The 20,634-nt window shown below is 67.8% G+C and carries 20 protein-coding genes; 4 read left to right on the plus strand and 16 right to left on the minus strand.

The window, feature by feature from the left end:
• Nucleotides 1-11: 11 nt before the first annotated feature.
• The 6 genes from AC07RV_RS00340 to AC07RV_RS00365 all read right to left on the minus strand — a co-directional run bounded on the left by AC07RV_RS00340 (nt 12) and on the right by AC07RV_RS00365 (nt 7,122).
• Nucleotides 12-1,175: an ABC transporter substrate-binding protein gene (locus AC07RV_RS00340; RefSeq protein ID WP_296783905.1), complete on the minus strand. Its 1,164-nt coding sequence runs from the start codon at nt 1,173-1,175 to the stop codon at nt 12-14.
• A complete protein-coding gene (locus AC07RV_RS00345; RefSeq protein WP_296783903.1) occupies nt 1,172-2,023 on the minus strand; it encodes an NAD(P)-binding domain-containing protein in 852 nt (283 codons plus the stop codon). Before AC07RV_RS00345 ends, AC07RV_RS00340 begins: the two co-directional genes overlap by 4 nt.
• The gene (locus AC07RV_RS00350; protein ID WP_296783900.1) at nt 2,023-3,381 is read right to left on the minus strand and encodes an MmgE/PrpD family protein; all 1,359 of its coding nucleotides are present in this window, start codon (nt 3,379-3,381) and stop codon (nt 2,023-2,025) included. The genes AC07RV_RS00345 and AC07RV_RS00350 overlap by 1 nt, the downstream gene beginning before the upstream one ends.
• 9 nt (nt 3,382-3,390) lie before the next feature.
• Complete coding sequence (locus tag AC07RV_RS00355; RefSeq protein ID WP_296783898.1) at nt 3,391-4,329, minus strand: NAD(P)-dependent oxidoreductase; 939 nt, start codon at nt 4,327-4,329, stop codon at nt 3,391-3,393.
• A gap of 197 nt (nt 4,330-4,526) precedes the next feature.
• Nucleotides 4,527-5,531, minus strand: a complete 1,005-nt coding sequence (locus tag AC07RV_RS00360; protein ID WP_296783896.1) for a helix-turn-helix domain-containing protein — start codon at nt 5,529-5,531, stop codon at nt 4,527-4,529.
• A 91-nt stretch (nt 5,532-5,622) separates the two neighbouring features.
• Nucleotides 5,623-7,122 (minus strand): GGDEF domain-containing protein, encoded by a 1,500-nt coding sequence (locus tag AC07RV_RS00365; protein ID WP_296783895.1) that lies wholly within the window; start codon nt 7,120-7,122, stop codon nt 5,623-5,625.
• Nucleotides 7,123-7,156: 34 nt separating this feature from the next.
• Here AC07RV_RS00365 and AC07RV_RS00370 point away from each other — a divergent pair, with 34 nt between their 5' ends.
• The gene (locus AC07RV_RS00370; RefSeq protein ID WP_296783892.1) at nt 7,157-7,330 is read left to right on the plus strand and encodes a hypothetical protein; all 174 of its coding nucleotides are present in this window, start codon (nt 7,157-7,159) and stop codon (nt 7,328-7,330) included.
• A gap of 404 nt (nt 7,331-7,734) precedes the next feature.
• Here the strand turns inward: AC07RV_RS00370 and AC07RV_RS00375 are convergent, their stop codons facing one another.
• Nucleotides 7,735-8,397 (minus strand): Crp/Fnr family transcriptional regulator, encoded by a 663-nt coding sequence (locus tag AC07RV_RS00375; RefSeq protein ID WP_296783888.1) that lies wholly within the window; start codon nt 8,395-8,397, stop codon nt 7,735-7,737.
• A 32-nt stretch (nt 8,398-8,429) separates the two neighbouring features.
• A complete protein-coding gene (locus tag AC07RV_RS00380) occupies nt 8,430-8,720 on the minus strand; it encodes a hypothetical protein (RefSeq protein ID WP_296783886.1) in 291 nt (96 codons plus the stop codon).
• Nucleotides 8,721-9,277: 557 nt separating this feature from the next.
• Here AC07RV_RS00380 and AC07RV_RS00385 point away from each other — a divergent pair.
• Nucleotides 9,278-10,558, plus strand: a complete 1,281-nt coding sequence (locus AC07RV_RS00385) for a hypothetical protein (RefSeq protein WP_296783883.1) — start codon at nt 9,278-9,280, stop codon at nt 10,556-10,558.
• 77 nt (nt 10,559-10,635) lie between these two features.
• Here the strand turns inward: AC07RV_RS00385 and AC07RV_RS00390 are convergent, their stop codons facing one another.
• Nucleotides 10,636-11,178 (minus strand): hypothetical protein, encoded by a 543-nt coding sequence (locus tag AC07RV_RS00390; protein ID WP_296783880.1) that lies wholly within the window; start codon nt 11,176-11,178, stop codon nt 10,636-10,638.
• 277 nt (nt 11,179-11,455) lie between these two features.
• On the opposite strand from AC07RV_RS00390, the gene AC07RV_RS00395 reads away from it, so the two are divergent.
• The gene (locus AC07RV_RS00395; RefSeq protein ID WP_296783877.1) at nt 11,456-12,616 is read left to right on the plus strand and encodes an acyl-CoA dehydrogenase family protein; all 1,161 of its coding nucleotides are present in this window, start codon (nt 11,456-11,458) and stop codon (nt 12,614-12,616) included.
• Between the two features lie 33 nt (nt 12,617-12,649).
• Here the strand turns inward: AC07RV_RS00395 and AC07RV_RS00400 are convergent, their stop codons facing one another.
• On the minus strand, nt 12,650-13,645 hold the full coding sequence (locus AC07RV_RS00400; RefSeq protein ID WP_296783874.1) for an NADPH:quinone oxidoreductase family protein: 996 nt from the start codon (nt 13,643-13,645) through the stop codon (nt 12,650-12,652).
• Nucleotides 13,646-13,797: 152 nt separating this feature from the next.
• Here AC07RV_RS00400 and AC07RV_RS00405 point away from each other — a divergent pair, with 152 nt between their 5' ends.
• On the plus strand, nt 13,798-14,919 hold the full coding sequence (locus AC07RV_RS00405; protein WP_296783870.1) for a CaiB/BaiF CoA transferase family protein: 1,122 nt from the start codon (nt 13,798-13,800) through the stop codon (nt 14,917-14,919).
• Nucleotide 14,920: 1 nt separating this feature from the next.
• Here AC07RV_RS00405 and AC07RV_RS00410 read toward each other — a convergent pair whose 3' ends face one another.
• From AC07RV_RS00410 to AC07RV_RS00435, 6 genes are all read right to left on the minus strand, one after another.
• Entirely contained in the window at nt 14,921-15,964 is a 1,044-nt protein-coding gene (locus AC07RV_RS00410) for an AraC family transcriptional regulator (protein WP_296783868.1), read from the minus strand.
• 71 nt (nt 15,965-16,035) lie between these two features.
• Nucleotides 16,036-17,016, minus strand: a complete 981-nt coding sequence (locus tag AC07RV_RS00415; protein WP_208513206.1) for a Bug family tripartite tricarboxylate transporter substrate binding protein — start codon at nt 17,014-17,016, stop codon at nt 16,036-16,038.
• Nucleotides 17,017-17,029: 13 nt separating this feature from the next.
• Nucleotides 17,030-18,595: an AMP-binding protein gene (locus AC07RV_RS00420; protein WP_281078802.1), complete on the minus strand. Its 1,566-nt coding sequence runs from the start codon at nt 18,593-18,595 to the stop codon at nt 17,030-17,032.
• 147 nt (nt 18,596-18,742) lie between these two features.
• Nucleotides 18,743-19,576, minus strand: a complete 834-nt coding sequence (locus tag AC07RV_RS00425) for a ChbG/HpnK family deacetylase (protein WP_296783862.1) — start codon at nt 19,574-19,576, stop codon at nt 18,743-18,745.
• Nucleotides 19,573-20,163 carry a hypothetical protein gene (locus AC07RV_RS00430; protein ID WP_444813840.1) on the minus strand — a complete coding sequence of 197 codons (591 nt, stop codon included), beginning with the start codon at nt 20,161-20,163 and terminating at the stop codon, nt 19,573-19,575. The genes AC07RV_RS00425 and AC07RV_RS00430 overlap by 4 nt, the downstream gene beginning before the upstream one ends.
• Before the next feature lie 27 nt (nt 20,164-20,190).
• A complete protein-coding gene (locus tag AC07RV_RS00435) occupies nt 20,191-20,571 on the minus strand; it encodes a glycosyltransferase (protein ID WP_366929021.1) in 381 nt (126 codons plus the stop codon).
• Nucleotides 20,572-20,634: the final 63 nt, after the last annotated feature.

Here is a 20,634-nt window from a genome sequence, read left to right on the forward strand (position 1 = left end):
GGAGTGCTTCGTCAGTCGATCAGCAGCCAGTCGCCGTTCTTGACCTCGAGCATCCGGAAGGCCTCGACCGTGAGGCCCAGATGGTCCTGCGGCGTCATGTTCACCACGCCCGACGTGCCGACGAAGCCGCGGGTCTGCTCGAGTGCGTCGCGGATCTTCCTGGGATCGGCGCTGTTGGCGCGCTTGATCGCCTCGACCACCATCATCAGGCCGTCGTAGGCACCACCGCCGAAGGTGGAGACCGGCTGGCCCGTGGCCTTCTCGTAGGTCGCCATGTAGCCCGTGACCACCGGCTTCTGCGGATCGCTGGCCGGCAGCTTCGACGCCACCAGCAGCGCCGCGGCCGGCAGCCGCACGCCTTCGGCGGCGGCGCCCGAGAGCTCGATGTAGCTCTTCGACGCCACGCCGGGGTTCTGGTAGAGCGGAATGCTCTTCATGTCGAGCTGGCCGTAGTTGCGTGTCAACACCGCCGGGCCCTGGCCCGAGGCGCCGGTGTTGAGGATGGCCTGCACGCCCGGCGTGGCCTTGATCTTCGCCAGCTGCGGCGTCATGTCGGTGTCCTGCGCGCCGTAGGTCTGGTCGATCAGGATCTTGATGCCGTACTTGTCGACCACCTTGAGGCACTGCTCGCGCATCGAGGTGCCGAATCCGTCGGTGCCGGCGATCAGCGCGATCGACGTGAAGTTGCGCTTCTTCATGTCCGAGAACACGCGCTCGCAACCCATGCGGTCGGTGTGCGGGCTCTTGAAGACCTGCTGGCGCACCGGCTCGATGATGTTCACGCTGCCGGCGAGCGACATGAAGGGGAGCTTGGCCGCTTCGAACACCGGGATCATCGCCATCGTCGTGCCGGTGGTGGAGCCGCCGACCATCGCCACCACGTTGTCGCGTTCGACCAGGCGCTGGGCGAAGGTGCGGGCCTTGTTGGCATCGCCCGCGTCGTCGTAGGTGACCAGTTCGATCGGCCGCCCGAGCACGCCGCCGGCGGCGTTGATCCGGTCGGTATAGAGCTTGAGCGTCTTCGCTTCGGGATCGCCGATATAGGAAGCCGCGCCCGTCACCGACAGCACGGAGCCGATGCGGATGGGTTCGGCTGCCTGCACCGAGGCCGAGAGGCCCAGGGGCAGGGCGATGGCAAGCGCCAGGTGGCGAAGGCGCGCGGAAATTCTTTTCATGGAACTGTCTCCTTGTCGTTGGCGGGGGTGGTGAATTCGATGAGCAGGCGCGTGAGGCCTGGTGCCGAGGCAGGCGCTGCCAGCTGGCCGGCGCGGCTTTGGGCGAACAGTCCGAGCGCCAGTCCGGTCGCGAAGCCTTGGCCGGAGCTGCCGGCCTGCTCGAGCGCCTCGCGCTCGGCGCCGCGGCGGATCGCGGCCGCGATGCGGGCGCGAAGGCCGGCGGGCGCGAGCCCGATGCGGTCGCCGACCAGCAGCGCTTCGGCACTGGCCGCCAGCACGTCGGCATGCACGTGGGCCTCGACCAGGCGCAGCGCCTGGCCGCATCCCAGCGCGCCACCGGCAACGAGCTCGAGGCCCAGCGTGCGCAGCACGGGCAGTGCGACGTCGAGCGCGGAGTCGTCGTCGCAGCCATGAACGATGGCGGCGGCAGCGCTGTCTTGCGCGTCGCCGCACAGGGGCGCGTCGATCAGCACGATGCCGCGCTGTGCGAGCTGTGCGCCGAGACTGCGGGTGAGCGTTGGATCGGCAGCGCCGAGGTCGACCACGATCGCGCCCGCGTGCAGGCCCTGCGAGACGGACGCGATCCGCTCTCGTACCGCGAAGCCCGGCGGCGCGAAGAGCAACAGGCCGGATGCCGACAGCCCGGCCAGATCGTTCGCCGCGCGGCACTGGAACTCCTGCGCGAAGGCGCGGGCCCGCGCGGCGTCGTCGTCGTGCACCACCAGCGCATGGCCGGCGCGCGCAAGGCTGGACGCCAGCGCCCATCCCACGCCGTCGAGGCCGTCGAAACCGACGGCCGCGCCCGTGGCGTTGGCCGGCATGCCCGAACCGATCGCACTCGCGTCCATCAGGCGACCAGCAGCGGAATCAGGCTGCGTACGTCGGCGACTTCGGGCAAGGCGCGCAGCGCCTGCAGGTACTGTTCGATGCGCTCCGCCGCAATGGGTCGTGGGGCATAGGCCAGGCAGTCGTCAAAGCGCGCGCGATGCTGCGTCTCGTCGAGGTCGGCGCCCGGAAAGCCCGGCGCGATGTCGAGCGAGCGTCGCAGGCTGCGGCCATCGACGGTGTGGACAGTGAGGTCGACCGCGGTATGGCCGCGCGCATCGAGCGCGGCATCGGGCACGACCGTGATGCGGTCGATCAGCGTGCGCAACGCGGGATCGAGCACCTGTTCCGGCGCGAAGTGCGCGAGCTTCGATGCGCGGCGCGCGAAGGCATTGGCGACGCAGTAGGCGGCGCTGAACTGGCCGTCGACGCGCGGGTTGGTGCCCGGATCGAAGGGCTTGCCGACCAGCCGGAAGGCGTAGGGCGGCAAGCGCACTTCGGCCGCGCGAAAGTCCTCGGCCGAGACGCCGTCCTCGAGGAGCGACAGCGCCAGCTCGGTCACGCCCTGCGTGACGCCGCAGCTCGGGTATTTCTTGAAGACCATGCGGTGCAGGCGCCAGGTCGTGCCCAGTCCTTCGCCGACGGCGTCGAGGTCCAGCGTGCCGCGGCCATAGAGGTGGCCGTAGCCGTAGTGGCCCGAGAGGAAATTGACCGGCCCCGTGACACCGCGGCGCGCCAGCTCGGCACACTGCACGCCGGCCTGCGCGACCCAGCCCTGCACCACGCGCACGCCCAGCGAGCCATCGACATGACTCTGGAAGCTGCCGCCGCAGCGGTTGAATGCCAGCGCCAGTGCATGCAGGGTCTGCTCGCTCGTGAGCCCGAGGATGCGCGAGGCGGCCGCGGCGGCCGAGAACACGACCGCGATGCCGGTGGGATCGAAGCCGTCGTACTGGGCTTCGCTGAGGTTGAGCCTCGAACTCAGTTCGGCACCGGCCGCCAGCGCGGCCAGGAACTCCGAGCCGCTGCAGCCGCCCGCCAGCTCCGCGGCCGCGAAGGCCGCCGGCAGCAGGGCCGAGCCGATGTGCGGGCCGGGCGCCATCGCGTCGCAGTAGTCGAGCGCACGGCACATCGTGGCGTTGAACTGGGCCGCGGCATTCGCGGGCAGGCGATCGCCGTAGACCAGCGTGGTCGCCTGCGGCGCACCGCCGGACTCGGCAAGCACCGCGCGCAGGGCCTCGATGCCGTCCTCGGCCGCGCCCGCGATACCGGTGCCGGTCACCGCCATGACCATCCAGCGCAAGATGCGGCGCGCGTCCTCGGGCACCTCGTCGGCGCGCAAGGTGACAACGAACTCGGCGAGTCGGCGTTCCAGCTTCATCGCGCCACCTCAGGCCTGGCGCGGTGTGGCACCGGGCTCGATCACCGTGCCGGACTGCTGCTCGACCCAGCGGCCCAGTTCGCTCACGCTGGCGCCCGGTCCGGCGAAGCGCGAAGCCGCCATCCACAACTGCTGACCCAGCGCCGAGATCGGCGCCGAGGTCTCGGTCTCGCGCGCCAGCGCGTTGGCGATGCCGATGTCCTTGAGCATCAGCTCGAGCTTGAAGGGATCGTCGAAAGTGCGGCTCAGGATCCGCTGCTCGATGTGGGTCTTGCTGATCCACGACATGCCGGTGGAGACGTTGAGCACGCGCACCATCTCGGCCGGGTCGAGGCCGTAGCGCTTGCCCATCGTCAAGCCCTCGCAGGTGGCACTGAAGGTCATGGCCGTGATCAGGTTGTTGATGCACTTCATGGCGTGGCCGCAACCCACCTCGCCCAGATGAAACACCGAAGTCCCCATGCGGTCGAGCAAGGGCCGCACGCGCTCGAGGTCCTCGGTCGCGCCGCCGGCCATGAAGACCAGCGCGGCCTCCTGCGCCCCCCACTGCGCGCCCGACACCGGGGCGTCGACCATCGCGATGCCGGCCGCCGCCAGTTGCTTCGCGGTCTGCTGGGTCAGCCAGGGTTGCGAGGAAGAGGTATCGAGCAACAGCGTGCCGGGCCGCCAGCCGGCCAGCAGGCCGTTCTCGCCGAGCGCCACCGCCTGCACGACTTCTCCGTTGGGCAGCATCGTGATCACGATGTCGCTGCGGGCCGCGACCTCCCTGGGCGTCGCCACCGCGACCGCCTCGCCGCCGAGCGTGCGTGCCAGTTCCCGCGCGGCTTCCAGGTTCGCATCGTTGAGCGTCAGCCGATGGCCGGCATGCGCCAGGTGCGTCGCCATCGGCGACCCCATCACGCCCAGGCCGATGAAGCCCACATTCAAACTCTCGCCAGCTGTTTCCATAAGGTCCTCGAGATCAGCTTCGCGGAGTCGGATGCTGGCGATGCGCCAGTCATGCCCGAGCTCCGTCGATGATGGATCGAGGTTATGAAAAGGAGGCCGAACGGGCTTGCACCTTGATGCGGCGCCTTGGCTGACCGTGCACAAGCGCCCGGGTATTTACCCTGAGGCCGGCGAGCGCCGGCCGAAGTGAACGCGCGTCAGTGACCGGCGATCTGCTGGTTGCGCCAGCGGCTCGGGCTTTGGCCGAACTTCTCGCTGAACACGCGCGAGAAATGCGCCGCGTCCGAGAAGCCGAGTTCGAAGGCGACCTGCGTGATGGTCGTGCGCTCGGACTGCTCGACCAGCCGCTGCGCCGCTACCGCCAGGCGCCGGTTCATGATGTAGCTGCTGGGCGTCTGGCCCAGCGCGTTGAAGGCCGCGTAGAGGCTGCGGCGCGACATGCCGCATTCGCGTGCCACCAGTTCGGGGCTCAGTTCGGGCTCGGTGAGCCGGCTCTCGATGAAGGCCTGCACCTTCTGCAGCCGCTGCGAGATGGCCCCGTCCTGCTTCGGCGAACTGCCGTGGATCTGCGCCACCGCGGTGCCGATCAACGCACTGATCGAGTCCTGCATCACGATCGCGCCCTGTTGTTCGAGCTCGACGAAGCCGGACAACATGCCCGAAAGGGCCGAGCGTGCGATCTCCGCGGTTCCGCGTGTCGGCAGCACCTTCCCGGTGACGAACTCGATGCCCGGGTTCCAGCGTCCCATCTCGGAGACCGGCACCAGCAGCACCATGAAGCGCGATCCGTTCGAGGTTTCGACCGAGTAGGGGCGGGAGGTGTCGTAGATCGTCCATTGGCCGGGATCGATCGTCACCGAATGGCCGTTGTGCTCGATCAGGTTGCGGCCCTGGATCTGCCAGATCACCTTGAAGTAGCGGTCCTGGTCTTCCGACGCCAGGGCGCGCGTGCGCATGACACGGTGCGCGCTGCTGTGGATGTCCGCCACCACGCAGCGGTGGAAGCGCGCGATGCAGGCCTGCCCCGAGAAGTGCTCGGAAGGCTGGAGATTCTGGGCCTGCAGCGTGAGGATCTTCGACGACATCGTCTCGCCCCAGCGGCTGAAGACGTTGGTGCTCAGCGGCTCGGGTTCGAAGGCGCGCTCGGTGGGCACGGTCCGCATCAAGGCAAGCGAATCCGGCACGGTCTGAGGCAGGGTCATTCGGGGCTCCAATTACCTCGTACCGCGTGGCTGCCGAGGTGTGTCTGTCGTCTCTTCGGCAAAAAGCTTAACAGGGCCGCCCTCGAGTCACTCAACCCATCGCCTTGTCGCGCCCACTTTCCTTGGCCTTGTAGAGCGAGCGATCCGCTGCTTCGATGAGTTGCAGCTTCCAATTGGCGGAGCTCATGCCATTCAATGTGGCCGCGCCGGCACTGGCGGTGACGCGCCCATGCGGGCTGGCGCTGTGCGGGATGTTCAGAGAGCGTATGCGATCGAGCAATGCGTTGGCCAGCTCGCATGCCCCTTTCAGTTCGGTATGGGGCAAGATGATCGCGAGCTCCTCGCCCCCATATCGAGCGACCAGATCGCCCGGGCGGTGAACGTTGTAGGCCAATGTGTCGGAGACGATCTTCAGGCATTGATCGCCGGCCACGTGGCCGTAGGTGTCGTTGAAGCGTTTGAAATAGTCGAGATCGAAAAGCAGCAGCGACAAGGGCGTGTTCTCGCGTTCTGCCCGTCGCGCTTCGAGCTCCAGCGCTTGCTCGAAAACCCGACGGTTGGCCAGGCCGGTGAGCGAATCCTGTGACGCCAGGACCTCCAGGCGGCGATTGGCCTGCAATAGTTCTTCCCGCGCTGCTACCAGTGAGGATTCCGCGCTGACGCGACCGTTGATGTTGACGATCAGCCGCAACCCCGCCGTCGTCACGGCGGCCAGCAATGCGCCCACGACGCACAATGTCAGCAACGACTGGTGTCGCCAGGCAGAGAGCATCTCATCCCTGCCGAGTGCCACGGTCGTCACGATCGGATAGTGGTCGCCCTTTCGAAAGGCGTAGAGCCGATGGGTCCCATCCAACTGGGAGCGAAAAGACGCAGTCCCCCTGGTGGCAATTTCGCTGTAGTAACGCCGAAAGTTGAGCGATCCGGACAGGTTGCGGCCCATGTCTTCGACCCGCGAAGGGTAACGCAGCAGCAATTGTCCATCGGTTGTGGTGAGACTGATGGCGCCGCTTTTTCCAATATCGATGGTGCCGAATGGTTGCAGGAAGTCGCCAATGTCCAGCGTTGCAACAACGACGCCGGCGAAGTTTCCGTCGCTGTCCTGCAGGCGACGACTGACGGTGAGCTCCCATTCGCTGCCCGGGCGACTGCGAACCGCCGAGCTGATGAAGATGTCATGGGTGGCGTTGTCTCGATGGTGAACGAAGTAGGCGTTCTTGCTGCTGTCGGTCGGTCTCGGATCCTCTGAATGGGTCGGCATCAGGCGATGGCCTCGAGCGTCGACGATGAAGACACTGTCGAGTTGATCGAGCAGTCCTTCCCGGTGGCTGACGAGCGACTGCATGCGCTGCAGATTTTTAGGGGCGCGACCTTCGGCCTCCAGGTTCTCGACCACACTCAACAACATGGCGCTTTGAGAAAAGATGCCTTCGGCGTAAGTGCTCAATGCCTGTGCCAGATTGAGGCTGTTGGTATTGATCTCATTCAGGGTGCGCTGGCGCGTCGCCCAGATTTGCCAAATGGTGGCGCACGACACTGAAACTACGACGGTCAATAGCAGAAACTTGGCCAGGCGAAGATCGCGCTTCATTTTTTAATTGCTGAACTTCCTCAGAGGGCCGGTCATGCCTGAGCGGGAAGCGCTCATCGTCTGCTCAAGACTCGCAGCTGAATTGCAATGTGCTGAGAAATACCGCTGCGATCATGGCCGCCGCTCGCTCATCGGCGACGATGCTCTTCAAGCACATGGGAGGCTCGTCTTCATGGCGAAGATCGCGCAGTTCCAGCGAATAGCGTAGAACCAGATCTCTGTCCGTTCTGAAAGATCGCCCCTTCTTCAGCAGCCAGGAGTCGACCTCCTCCCTGGATGCGAGGCGGAACAAAGCACTCGCCGGATGAGAGGAGCGACGGAATTCGCTCAGTTGAAAGGGGAGGCTGAATCGACAAAGTACCGTGCCATGACCTGCACAGGCCTGCGGCTCGCCATCGTCCCGAGGCCCATCTGTCAATTCGGGTGGCGGGTCTTGCTCTACAGGGCTGCTCATACGGTACGAAAGTCAGCTGGTTTTGCCTGTGCGAGCAAAGAAGCAATGTGTAGAAGAACGTACTATAGATAAGGACCCGCTCCGAAATCGGTTCTTCTCCTTTTTTGTATCGAGGATGTGTTGTGTGGCACAAAGGCGCATCAACAATGTGATCGAGATCACAGCTTGGGTGGCCCGATCTCTTCGCGCAGCGAAGCTGGTGTTCCAGCTTTCGAAGCCATTTGCAGATGAACGGCATTCCGATCTTTTCGCAGCAAGCCTCGAACCTGCAGATCGCGCATGGCTCTGTTGACGACTTCGCGTGAAAGTGCCGTGTACGACGCGATGACTCCTTGTGAAATGCGCTTGTCATAGCCGCCATTTCTGCCGGGTGCCAAAAGCGTGAGTTCATGCATGGCACAGGCGATTCGAGCCTCCGATGTATTCGAAGAAATCTGCTGCAAATGCTTTCTGAGGTTTGCAACGCGCTCGATGGTGAGTCTGAGAAGCTCCAACGCGACTTGGGGATACTCCCTGCAGATCTGCCAGATGTCGTCCGCCGGGACGAAGTAGACGGAAGTCGGCAGAGCGGCCACGAGAACGTATGTCGGTTCGGTTGCTTCGAGATGGAGGTACAGATCACCTTCGCGAACGAAGTCTGTCGTAACGTCTTCGTCCACGACCACCCGAAGCAGGCCTGAGGCAACCAGACATACTTTCTTGATTCGCTCATCTGTCGCACATACCCTCTCATTGCGCCGATAGGTCTTCAACTCACTGCGGCTTACGAGGTACTCGCGCTCGGTGGTGGGAAGGTGTTTGAACAGGCTGTGTAGATACATGGGTGCAAGCGGAATCGAGCTGAGTCACAGGTTCATCGGCCCGACATGGGCGTCAGGGCTGGATGACGGATGCGGCGGAATGGCGCGGCTGTAGGAATTGCGCGCGAATTGCCGATCCTTTTTTTATCTTTCTTCGAAGGACGCTTGTGCGATGCCAGGTCGTCGAGCATTGGCGCGATGGTTCGTGAACCGGGCTCGGTCGGCGTCGTGTAGCGCGCAGCTCGAATGGCAAGCGCGTTGTGCATTCCGGGCGAATGTGCCGAGGTGAAGGCCGTCAGGAAGAGAGAGACGACGCCCTTGATGTCGGGTGCGAAGAAGTCCAACCGGTGACGATCGTGCCGACCTTGGGCGCCGCATCGGGCCCCGACGGAAGCGAAGCCGACTGGGCCAAGGCCGTGCCGCCTGCGAGCAAGAAGGCGGCGGCGATGAAGAGGGTGCGGACTGCCATGGGATGCTCTTTGCAGGGTGGATGTTCCAGGGATATCTCACGCAACGTGCCAACGCCGAGATCTTTTGAGATCAATGACTTACGGGAACTTCCGCGCCGGCATGCGGATGATTCGGGGACAGCGTGCGTCCGCTTTCCGGACACCTCCATTGCGCGACGCGGGAAGTGCACGGTCAGCGGGCTGATGTTGGCCAGCTGCTGATTGCACGGGATGTGCAACCTTTGAAGCTTCGAGCTTCTGTCTTGAATCGCCGGTACTTCGCCCAAGTCGTTGCAACACAGGTATCGATAGCCTGAGTGCCACCTGACGGTTCGCGACTGAAAAGAAAAGAACCGCGTTGAAGAGAAATTCTCTTCAACGCTGTCAGCGCCAATTTCTCGGTGCCCGTTAGGTTCTTCCCGTGCCGCGATGCACGCTAATCGAGAAGAACAATGAGCAATACATCTTCATTCTCCATTGTCAAAATTTCGGCAATGACCTTGGCCCTCCTGGCCGCGGGCTGTGTCGTGCAGCCACCGCTCGTGTCTCATGCGACGGTCCAGCCCGTGCCTGTCGCATCCGTTGCTCCGCGTGTCGTCAGCGTGTATGTCGATCCGCCGCTGTATCAGCCGCCGCCGATCGCCGTGGCATGGGCGCCGCCGCCCATGTTGGTGGAGAGACCGCCGGCACCTCCCTTCGCGGGGGCAGTCTGGACTGGCGGCTATTGGACATGGCAGGGCAACTGGGTATGGGCCGCGGGACGGTGGGCCACGCCGCCCGAACCAGGCTATAGCTGGGTGCAGCCGTACTACGAGCATCGCGATGGCATGGTGGTCTTCATCACCGGCCATTGGTCGGCACCGGGCGTCGCGTTCATTCCTCCGCCGCCGGGTCTTGGCCTCGTGGTTTCAGCCGCGGCAGCAGGCGTGGTGGCCGGGCTCGCACCCATCGGGCCGCAAGGCGTATTCGTTCCCGCACCGCCCGGCTCGCGCCTCGGCTTGATCGTGCCGGCACCCGTGGGAACTCCACCCGCGGTGGTCGTCAGCGCACCGCCGGTGACCAACGTCGGCATGCGCGTGCAGAACACGACCATCTACAACGTGACGAACACCACGACGAACGTCACGAACGTCACGAACATCAACAACACGCGCACGGTCACGGTGGTGGCGCCCGCCAGCGCAACGGCCAGCGGCCGCTCCTTTGAAGCAGCAGTGCCGGCAAGTGCCCATCTGGCCGCCGCGCTGCCTTCCGTGGTGCATGCGATGGCCCCGGTCCCGGACAGCACGAAGCCGGTCGCGGCGCTTGTGCCTGGGCATCCGCCCGTCACCCCCCGGCCTGTCGAGCCTGCACGGCAGACGGTCGCAGTGCCGCCGCAGATCCAGGTGGCACCCGCTGAGGGGCATCCCCGGGTCGCGCCACCCCCTGTTGCGGCCAAGGTGGTCGAGCCCGCCGTGCCGGCCGCAGCCTCCGCTCGGCCGACACCTGAAGCGCCGCGAAGGGCGGAACCTGTGGCAAGCGGACCGCAGCGCCCGCCATCCGTTGCCCCCGCATCGATGGAGAGAGAACGCCAGGTCGATGCACCACGCCGATCGGAAGCGCAACAGGCCTTGCGCATGCATGAGCCGATGCCGAAAGAGCGCCCGGCACCTCCTGTGCACGTCCAGGCGGGGCACCCACCGGCTTCGCCTCAGCATGTCGAACAGCCGAAGAAGGAAGAGCACCGGGAGTAGGACAGCGGTGCCGCGCTCGGCCGCACGGCCAGGCAAGTCGATGCCCAACAGGACGACTGTCGGGCCATGGCGCAAGCTCAAAGCTCTTCGCCGTTCACGCTGTGCGCTTCGATCACCCATCCGCTGCCCGTGACGAGCGGATGCGCCGCGCCTTCCGCCTGGACCTGATCTCCGGGCTTCAGTTGCAGGCGCTCCATGCCTTGCGGACGGAGGTGAACGAAGTCGCCGCTGTCCAGAACAACGCCATTGGCGGCGCCATGCTTCGCGAAGTTCAGGCGCACGACCTTTCCATGCACCTGCGTTTCTCGTGCAGCCGCGTGGGTCGCGCGACCGTCGGCGGCGGCCAGTCGCTCGAAGTGGTAGACCACGTGTTCGCCGTCGCTCTTCGGTGAAGGTCTGGCTTCGCGGCCTTCGACGACCAGTGCCTGGTCGCGACGAAGGCTCAGCAACTGGGCGACGCTGGCGGCGTCGTCGGGATCGATCACGAACTGCGTGACGATGCCTTCGGTTTCGATCAACAGCCCTTCGATGCCGCCTTTGGGGCTGTAGATCAGGTGCTGGAAGCGGCCCTCGACGGACCAGATGTCGTCGTGCTCGGCGGGCTGATGGTGATGTGGCATGGGGAGGTCCTCGGAAGCTCGTGTGGGGTGGATGTCCCCAGGACATCTCACGCAACGTGCCAGCACCGCAATCCTTTGAAATCAACGACTTGCGATCGCCGCCGCGCCGGCATCCGGATGATCCGGGGACAGCGGGCGTCCGCTTTCCGGACACCGCGTCACGGCAGCGATGTCATGCAGTTTGAACGACGGTGCCATGGAGGCCACGCGCCCGCGCCGATCCAATCGATCGCGTTGACATGCCATCGGGCGCATGTCCGAACACAAGAGGCACACCATGGATTTCGAACTCAACCCCGCGCAACGCGATCTTCAGCAGCGCGCGCGCAGCTTCATCGGGACGGAAGTCCTGCCGCACTACCGCGAATGGCCGGTCGCCAACAGCGACTACAGCCCCGAGCTCAACGCACACCTCAAGGGCAAGCTGGCCGAGTACGGACTGGCCAAGCTGATCGTGCCCAAGGAATTCGGCGGCCAGGGCCTGGGGCCGATGGAGGACGTGATCGTGCTGGCCGAGTTCTCGAAGTCGCCGCGCCGCATGCCGGGCGGGCCGTTCGCGCCCTGGCCGGTGCTCTACCAGGCGCCCGAGAAGATCCGCGAGAAGTACCTCTATCCGGTGCTCGAGGGCAAGACGGGCTGGTCGATGTGCTTCACCGAACCCGAGGCCGGCTCGGACCTCGCGGGCATCCGCACGACGGCCGTGCGAAAGAACGACCACTGGGTGCTCAATGGCACGAAGATGTGGCGCACCGGCCATCACTTCGCGTCGTACACGGCGGTCGCGGCGGTCACGGACCCGAGCAAGGGGCCGAAGGGCATCAGCGTGTTCCTGGTCGACAACGACACGCCGGGCTTCACGAAGTCGCGCGACATCCCGGTGATCGCGCGGCAATGGGGCACGGAGCAGGAAGTGCGGCTCGAGAACGTGATCGTGCCGGCCGAGAACCTGCTGGGCGCGGAGGGCGAGGGCTTCTCCATCGCGCAGCACCAGTTCAACCGCTTCCGCCTGCGCCTGGGCGGCACCGCGCTCGGGATGGCCGAGCGCAGCCAGGAACTGGCGGTCGAATACGCGCGCGAGCGCAAGGTGTTCGGCAAGGCACTCGGCGACAACCAGGCGATCCAGTGGATGCTGACCGACAACCAGTACGACATCGAATCGATCCGCCTCAACACCTACTACGCGGCCTGGATGGTGGCGCGCGGCGGCTACTCGGCCTCGCGGCTGCAGGCGGCCATGGTGAAAGCCTATTGCGTGGATGCGGGGCTGCGCGTGATCGACCGCTCGATGCAGGTGTTGGGCGGCCGCGGCCTCGCGATCGAGGACTATCCCTTCTTCGACTTCCACAATCTGCTGCGCATGTGCAAGCAGATGGAGGGCTCGACCGAGATCATGAAGATCGTGATGGCGCGCGAGATTCTTTCGGGCGAGTTGAACTGAAGAAGAAAGCGGCGGCCCCGGCGGCCGCCGCCTTCACGCGACCACGACGATCTTGCCGAGCGCGCCGCGCGCATCGAGCCGCGCGATGGCTTCAGGCGCATCGGCCAGCGCGAAGGTCTCGGTCACTTCGGGCTGCAGCAGGCCCTCGCGCCACATCGCGAGCAGCGAGTGCACGTTGCGGTCGTTGAGCTTCGGGTCTTCCTGCACGAAGCTGCGCCAGTCCACGCCGACGATGTGGCGGCTCTTGAGCAGCGCCAGATTGAGCGGCACGCTCGGGATGCCGGCGGTGAAGCCCACCACCAGGTGGCGGCCGCCGCGGCGCAGGCTGCGCAAGGCGGGTTCGGTGTAGCCGCCGCCGACCGGATCGAACACCACGTCGCAGCCGTCGCCGCCCACCGCCTCCTTGATGCGGCGCGCGAGCGCCTGCTGCGCCTCCCTGCCTTCGACCTGCTGTTCGTAGACGAGGCCGCCCGACGCACCGCGCGCCATCGCGAAGGCCAGCTTGGAGGGCGAGGACACGGCGGCCACCACGCGGGCCCCCAGTGCATGCGCGACCTCGACCGCGGCCGACCCCACGCCGCCCGCGGCGCCGAGCACCAGCACCGTCTGCTTCGCTTGCAGCTGGGCGGCGTCGCACAGCGCGTGGTAGGCGGTGGCATAGGCGAACATGAAGGCGGCCGCCTGCGTGCGCGGCGTGTCGGCCGGCACGCGCACGCAGCGCTGCTCGGCCACGGCAATGCGATCGGCCATGGCGCCCCAGCCGCAGCGGCCGATGACGAGGTCACCCTCGCGCAGGCCCGACACGCCCCGGCCCGCCTGCTCCACGACGCCGCAGAACTCGCTGCCGGGAACGAAGGGCCGCTCGGGCCTGACCTGGTAGAGGTCGCGGATCAGCAGGCCGTCGGGATAGTTGACGCCCACCGCGGCGATCTTCACGAGCACCTCGCCGTCGGCGGGCACCGGATCCGGCAGCTCCTGCCACACCAGCGTCTCCGGTCCCCCGGGGCGATGACTCACCCATGCTTTCATGTTCGGCTCCTTTGGTTGGCGCCATGATGAAAGGCCGGCCCGGCCCACGCCATGACCGCCGCGCGCAACCCGCATGGCGCGGCGCGCGAGGGTCATGGGGAACGAGCGCGACGGTCATCGCGGCCATGCAGGCGCGACGGCACCATGCAGCGATGAACGACGAGACGAAGAAAGCATCCCCATCGCCCGCCGGCCCGCTGCGCGGCCTGCGGGTCGTCGAGTTCGCGGGCCTGGGGCCGGTCTCCTTCACCGCGATGCTGCTCGCCGACATGGGCGCGCGGGTGGTTCGCATCGAGCGTCCCGGCGCGGTGGCAATGGAGCACGGCGCCACGATGCGCGGGCGCGAACGCCTCGCGCTCGACCTGCGCTCGACGGAAGGCCTCGCGACGGCGCGCGAGCTGCTGCGCCATGCCGATGTGGCGATCGAGGGCTTCCGGCCCGGCGTGATGGAAAGGTTGGGGCTCGGTCCTGCCGAGCTGTTCGCGTTGCGGCCCGCGCTGGTGTTCGGCCGCATGACGGGCTGGGGGCAGGAGGGTCCGCGCAGCCAGCAGGCGGGCCATGACATCGACTACCTCGCGGTCGCGGGCGCGCTGCATCCCATCGGTCCCGCCGAGGGCCCGAGCGTGCCGCTGAACCTGGTCGGCGACTACGGCGGCGGCGCGCTCTACCTGGCCGTGGGCGTGCTCGCGGCGCTGCACGAGGCGGCGCGCAGCGGGCGCGGCCAGGTGGTCGATGCCGCGATCTGCGATGGCACGGTGTCGCTGCTGTCGCTGATCCATGGCCTGTGCGCCGCATCGCGCTGGCGCGACGAGAGGCAGGCCAACGTGCTCGATGGCGCCGCGCCGTACTACCGCAGCTACCGCTGCGCGGACGGGCTGCATCTGGCGGTGGGCGCGATCGAGCCGCAGTTCCATGCCGAGTTCCTCGCACGCCTGGGCCTGGACGGCAAGGCCTTCGCGCAACACGATCGCGACCGCTGGCCCGAACAGGCGCGCGCGCTCGAGGCGCTGTTCGCACGCGAGCCGCGCGCGCATTGGGAGGCGCTGTTCGAAGGCAGCGATGCCTGCGTGGCGCCCGTCAACAACCTCGCCGCAAGCACGCGCGATCCGCACCTCGTCGCACGACAGGCCTTCGTCGAACTCGAAGGCGAACTGCAGCCGGCCCCGGCCCCGCGCTTCAGCCATTCGCCCTCGCTGCCGCGGCCCGCGACGTCCGTGGTGGCCGATGCGCAGTGGCTCGCGGACTGGGCACGGCCCGCGAACCCCGGACCCTGAATCAGGACGCCGGCGGGTTGGCCCGGTACTCGGTCGGCCCCGTGCCCGTCCAGCGCCTGAAGGCCCGATGGAAGGTGCTGTACTCGGCAAAGCCCAGCCGCAGCGCGATGGTCTCGAGCTTCACATGGCCCTGGCGCACCATGTCGAGCGCCGCGCGGCGGCGCACGTCGTCGCGCAGCTCCGAGAAGCCGCAGCCCTCGTCGACCAGGTGCCGCCGCAAGGTCACCGGTGTCAGGTGCAGCCGGGCCGCCACGTCGTCCAGGCTCATCGGCGTGCCCACCTGCGCGCGCAGGATGGACTTCACGCGGTCGCTCACGCGGCTGTGGTCGTAGTAGCGCGTGATGAGCGTGCGCGGCGCCTCCGAGAGGAAACGGCTCAGGCGCTCTTCGCCGCCGATGATCGGCAGCGAGGCCAGGTGGCTTTCGAGCCGCAGCGCGGTGAACGGCTGCTCGAAGCGGATCTCGCGCGTGTCGTAGGTGCGCAGCGTCTCGGCGCTGGTCGGCCGGCGCGGGTACGAGAACTCGACCGCGGTCAGCGGAATGCGGCGGTCGACCAGCCAGCACATGAACTGGTAGAGCAGGAAGACGGTCGCGCCATGCAGGCTCACGTGCCGCTCGGGCGAGAGCGCGCGCAGCGGCTTGAGCCAGACGATGGCCTCGCCGCCCTCGCGGCGGATCTTGATCGAGAAGTCGTCGACCACCAGCGCATAGAAGCGGCCGATGACGACCAGCGCCTCGCCGAGCGTGCGGCAATTGACGATCAACCGGCACAGGGTGTGGAAGGTGCCCGGTGGAATCGGCCGGGAGGCGATGCCCCAGGCCTCGTCGCGCGCGCGCCGCGCCAGCAGAATCAGGAAGCGCGTGAAGGCCTGCTCGGTGACGCGCAGCCCGCGCGTGTCGAGTTGCAGCGGATCGATGCCCGAACGGCGCAGCACCGCTTCGGCCTGCGTCGGCGGCAGGGCCGCGCTGCGCAGGAACAGTTGCACGAACCAGCCGGCGATCGGCGGCGGCGTGGCGCTCGGCGAGGGGCCGGGGACAGCGGTCATGAAGCGGGCGGGTGCAGGGAAAGCGCGGGCATGCGCTTCGCATTGTCGCGCCGCCCGCACGAGCGACAGCGTCAATCGGCCGTGATGTTGAAGCGCCGGCTCAGCGCTTCCCAGTGGCGGTACTCGTTCTGCATCGCGGCCGTGATCTGCTCGGGTGTCTCGCTGCTGGGCTCCAGGCCGGCCAGTTGCAGCCGGCCGACCATGTCGGGCTCCTGCAGGATGGCGCGGATCGCGTTGCGCAGGCGCTCGGCCACCGGCGCCGGCGTGCCCGCGCGCAGGAACAGCCCCCACCAACCCGTGTAGTCGAAGCCCGCGTAGCCGAGCTCGTGCAGCGTGGGCACCTGCGGCAGCGCGGTCAGCCGCTTGCTGTGCGCCACCGCGATCGAGCGCAGTCCCTTGTCGCCCTGGCGCTCGATCGCGGTGGCGGCCGAGACGAAGGCCATCGGCACGCGCCCGCCCAGCATGTCCTGCAGCAGCGGGCTGGTGCCGCGGAAGGCCACGTGCGGCATCTCGATGTTCCAGGCCGCGCGCAGCTGCTCGCCGTAGATGTGCGAGGTCGAGCCCGCGCCATAGGAGCCGAACGAGAAGTTGCCCGGGTTGGCCTTGGCCGCGCGCGCGAGGTCGGCCAGGCTCTGGTAGGGGCTCGACGCGGGCACCACCAGCACCACCGCCTGCCGGCCCAGCAGCACCAGCGGCTCGATGTCCTTCGCGAAATCGTAGGGCGGCTTGCCGCGCGACAGCGCGATGTTCTGGATCAGGCTCGTGATGTGGAACAGCATCGTCAGCCCGTCGGGCGGCTGGCGCAGCAGGTACTGCGTGCCGATGAGTCCGTTGGCACCGGCCTTGTTGTCGACCAGCACGGTGCGCGCGAGCACCTCCTGCAGGCGTTGTGCAAGCGGGCGCACCACGGGGTCGGCGGCGCCGCCGGCGGCATAGGGCACGAGCAAGGTCAGCGGCCGGGTGTCCTGCTGCGCACTGGCCAGCTCGGGCAGGCCGGCCAGCGAGGCCAGCAGGGCCATCGTCCAGTGCCTGCGTCCGATGTCGATCGTCATGGTCGGGTCTCCGTCACGGTTGGGAAGCGGGCGCGGCGAGCGCGCGGTAGCGGTCGCGCACCACGCGCTTGAGCAGCTTGCCGGTCTCGGTGCGCGGCAGGTCGGTCGCGAAGTCCACGCTGCGCGGGCACTTGATTGCCGACAGGTGGGCGCGGCAGTGGTCGATGAGCTGCTGCGCGGTCGAGGCATCGGCGAGTGCGGGGTCCTTGAGCTGGACCACGGCCTTCACCTCCTCGCCGAACTCCGCATGCGGCACGCCGATGACGGCCACCTCGTGCACCAGCGGGTGGTCCTGCAGCAGGTTCTCCGCCTCCTGCGGATAGATGTTCACGCCGCCCGAGATGATCATGTTGGCGCGCCGGTCCGTGAGGTAGAGGTAGCCCTCGGCATCGACGTGCCCGATGTCGCCGAAGGTGCCCCAGCCCTGCGGCGTGTGGGTCTCGGCGGTCTTCACCGGATCGTTGTGGTACGCGAAGCTCGGGCCGCCCTCGAAGCAGACCAGGCCGTCGACCATCGGCGCGCATTCGCCGCCATCGTCGCCGACGATGTGCAGCACGCCCTGCTTCGCGCGGCCCACCGAGCCGGGATGCGCGAGCCATTCGGGCGCCGAGATCGCGGTGGCGCCGGCGCGCTCCGAGCCGGTGTAGTACTCCCAGACGATCGGGCCCCACCAGTCGATCATGCGGCGCTTGACCTCGACGGGGCAGGGCGCCGCCGCATGCAGCGCCAGCCGGTGGCTCGACAGGTCGTGGGCCGCGCGGCGCTCGGCCGGCAGTGCGAGCAGGCGGATGAACATCGTCGGCACCCATTGCGAATGGGTGACGCGCCAGCGCGCGATCGCTTCGAGCGCGCCTTCGGCGTCGAAGCGGCGCATCAGCACCACCGTGCCGCCGAAGGCCACGCAGCGCACGCTGAAGCGCAGCGGTGCCGCATGGTAGAGCGGCGCGGGCGAGAGATAGACGCTCGCGGGATCGAAGGCGAAGAACGAGAGCCAGTCGCCCGCGAGCGCCTTGCGCAACTGCTGGTCCTCGAGCTTGTGCTTGATGCCCTTGGGCCGGCCGGTGGTGCCCGAGGAGTAGGCGAAGTCCAGGCCCAGGGGGCGGTCGGGCAGCGGCGGCACCGGGCCTTCGGCCTCGACCAGCGCGCGGTAGCTCGCGGCGCCTTCGACCGGGTCTTCGGCATCGATGCAGAGCACCGCCTCGAGCGGCGCCGGCCAGGCCGAGCGCTCGGCCCAGGGCCGCAGCGCCGTCTCGGTCAGCAGGATGCGCGCGCCCGAGTCCCGCAGGATGTAGTCGATCTCGCCCGGCGTGAGGTGCGTGCTGATCGGCACGTAGTAAAGGCCGGCGCGGCGCGCGGCGAAGGTGAGCTCGAAGTATTCGAGCCGGTTGCCCAGCAGGATCGCGACCACCTCGCCGGCCTCGAGACGGGCCGCGAGGAACTGCGCGAGCCGCGCCGAGCGTTCGTGCAGGCTTCGGTAGTCCAGCGTTTCGCCGGTCTCGGCCAGGATGGCGGCCGGTCGTGCGGGGGCCTCGGCGGCGAAGCGCGCCAGGCCGTCAAGGACGGGTTCTTTCGGTGGCAAGACGGTCTCCGTGGGGCCCTGGCCACCTGCGGTGGCGCGGACCTTGTCTCTCGTTCAATGGTCCGAGGATACGAAGCCGGGTCGGCGCGCGGCATGACCGGGCCGATCAAACTGCATGACGCGCGGCGACGGCGCCCTGGCCGGACCTCAGGCGCCCGGCTGCAGGCCGCCCGCCGACAACGCCATGAGCTCGACCTGCCCGCCGCGGGGATCGCGCCATGGAAAGGCCATGGCCGCCAGCACCGTGTACTCGGCCGCCCTCGCCTCGTGGTGCGGCGTGCCGGCGTCCTCGGCCAGCGAGGGATGGCACATCAGCACATCGCCGCTGCGTGCCGCGGACAGCCAGGCGAGCAGGCGCCGCCGGTAGCCCGTCACCCCGCCCGCGAAGTCGTAGACCCCGAGCAGCCCCCGGCTGGTCGGGATCGACCGCCGCGCGGCTTCGTGCACCAGCGCACGGCCTCCCAGCGCGTGGATGACCCGGGGCTTGAGCGCCGTGGCGCCGGGCCGCGTGTTGCGCAGCCACGGCGGCGCGGCCGTGTAGCGGCGCGACAGCTCCTCGAGCAGCAGCTCCCGCACCATCGGCAGCTGGTGCACGTGCCGGTGCCCGTCGACGAAGGCGGGCGCGCGGCCCAGGCCGTCCTCGAAGCGCGCGAGCTGTTCGGCGATGGTCTGGCGCAGATGGCGCCGCGGCGCGGACCGCGTGTAGCAGCGCAGGATCAGCGGGCCGAGGCCGGGCTCCCCGGCGCGCGGCGTCCGTGGCGGGGTCAGGTCCAGGTGCAGGCCGACGTCGACGCGCGCGGCATCGACGCGCCGCAGCGCGGGCAGGCCCCGGGACCAGGCCTCGCGCAGCACGAGGCAGCCGGTGGCCGAGAGGTTGCCCCGCGCGATCAGGTCGAGCACCGCCGCGTTGATGCCCGGGCTCATGCCGAAGTCGTCGGCGCAGATGCAAAGCCGCTGCGTTCTGGCCGCGGATGCGGTCATGGCTCCTCGGCTTCCAGCCCGTGGCCGCGCTGCTCGCGCACCACGTAGACGGGCCGGCCCTTGACCTCCTCGAAGATGCGGGCGACGTACTCGCCGAGGATGCCGGTGGAGATCATCTGCACGCCGATGAAGAACATCAGGCTCACGACGATGGTGGACCAGCCCGACACCTCGTTGCCGAAGCACATGTAGTCCAGGACCACGTAGCTGCCGTAGCCGAAGGCCGGCAGCGCGAGCATCAGTCCGGCCACGCTGACCATGCGCAGCGGCCAGGTGGTGAAGGAGGTCAGGCCGTCGAGCGCCAGCTTGAACAGGCGCCGCGCGTTGAAGCGGCTGCGCCCCTCGGCGCGCGGCGCCGGCGTGTAGGGCAGCGCCACGGCGCGAAAGCCGACCCAGGCGTACAGGCCCTTCATGAAGCGGCTGCGCTCGGGCAGTTTCAGCAGCGCATCGACCACCTTGCGGTCCATGAGCCGGAAGTCGCCCGCGTTCTCGGGCACCGCGAAACGGTCGGAGGCATTCAGCAGCTTGTAGAACAGGCGCGTGCTCAGCGTCTTGAGCGGCCCTTCGTCGCTGCGGTCCTGGCGCACCGCATAGACCACCTCGGCGCCCGCGCGCTACTGGTCGATCATGGCGCGCACCAGCGCGGGCGAATGCTGCATGTCGCCGTCGAGCAGCACCACCGCGTCGCCCCGGGCCGCGCCCAGTCCGGCGGTCAGCGCCGCTTCCTTGCCGAAGTTGCGCGACAGCGAGAGGCAGCGGATGCCCGGCCGCTGGCACCACTGCTCGATGACGGCATCGGTGTCGTCGGTGCTGCCGTCGTTGACCACGATCACTTCCCAACGCAACTGGGTGGCGCGCAGCATCCGGTCGAGTTCCGGCAGCAGCGCGCCGAGGTTGCGTGCCTCGTTGAAGCACGGAACCACGCACGAGATGCCCGGGACCGAGGCCGTCCGGGGCCGTTGCAGGTTCGAGAGATCGCGCAGCGGAGCGTTCATGGATGGGCAGGAGATTAAGGGCTCGTGGATAGGAAAGCACTCAATCCCATGCACGCGAAGCGA

This window comes from Variovorax sp. GW821-FHT09B01, assembly GCF_059418345.1.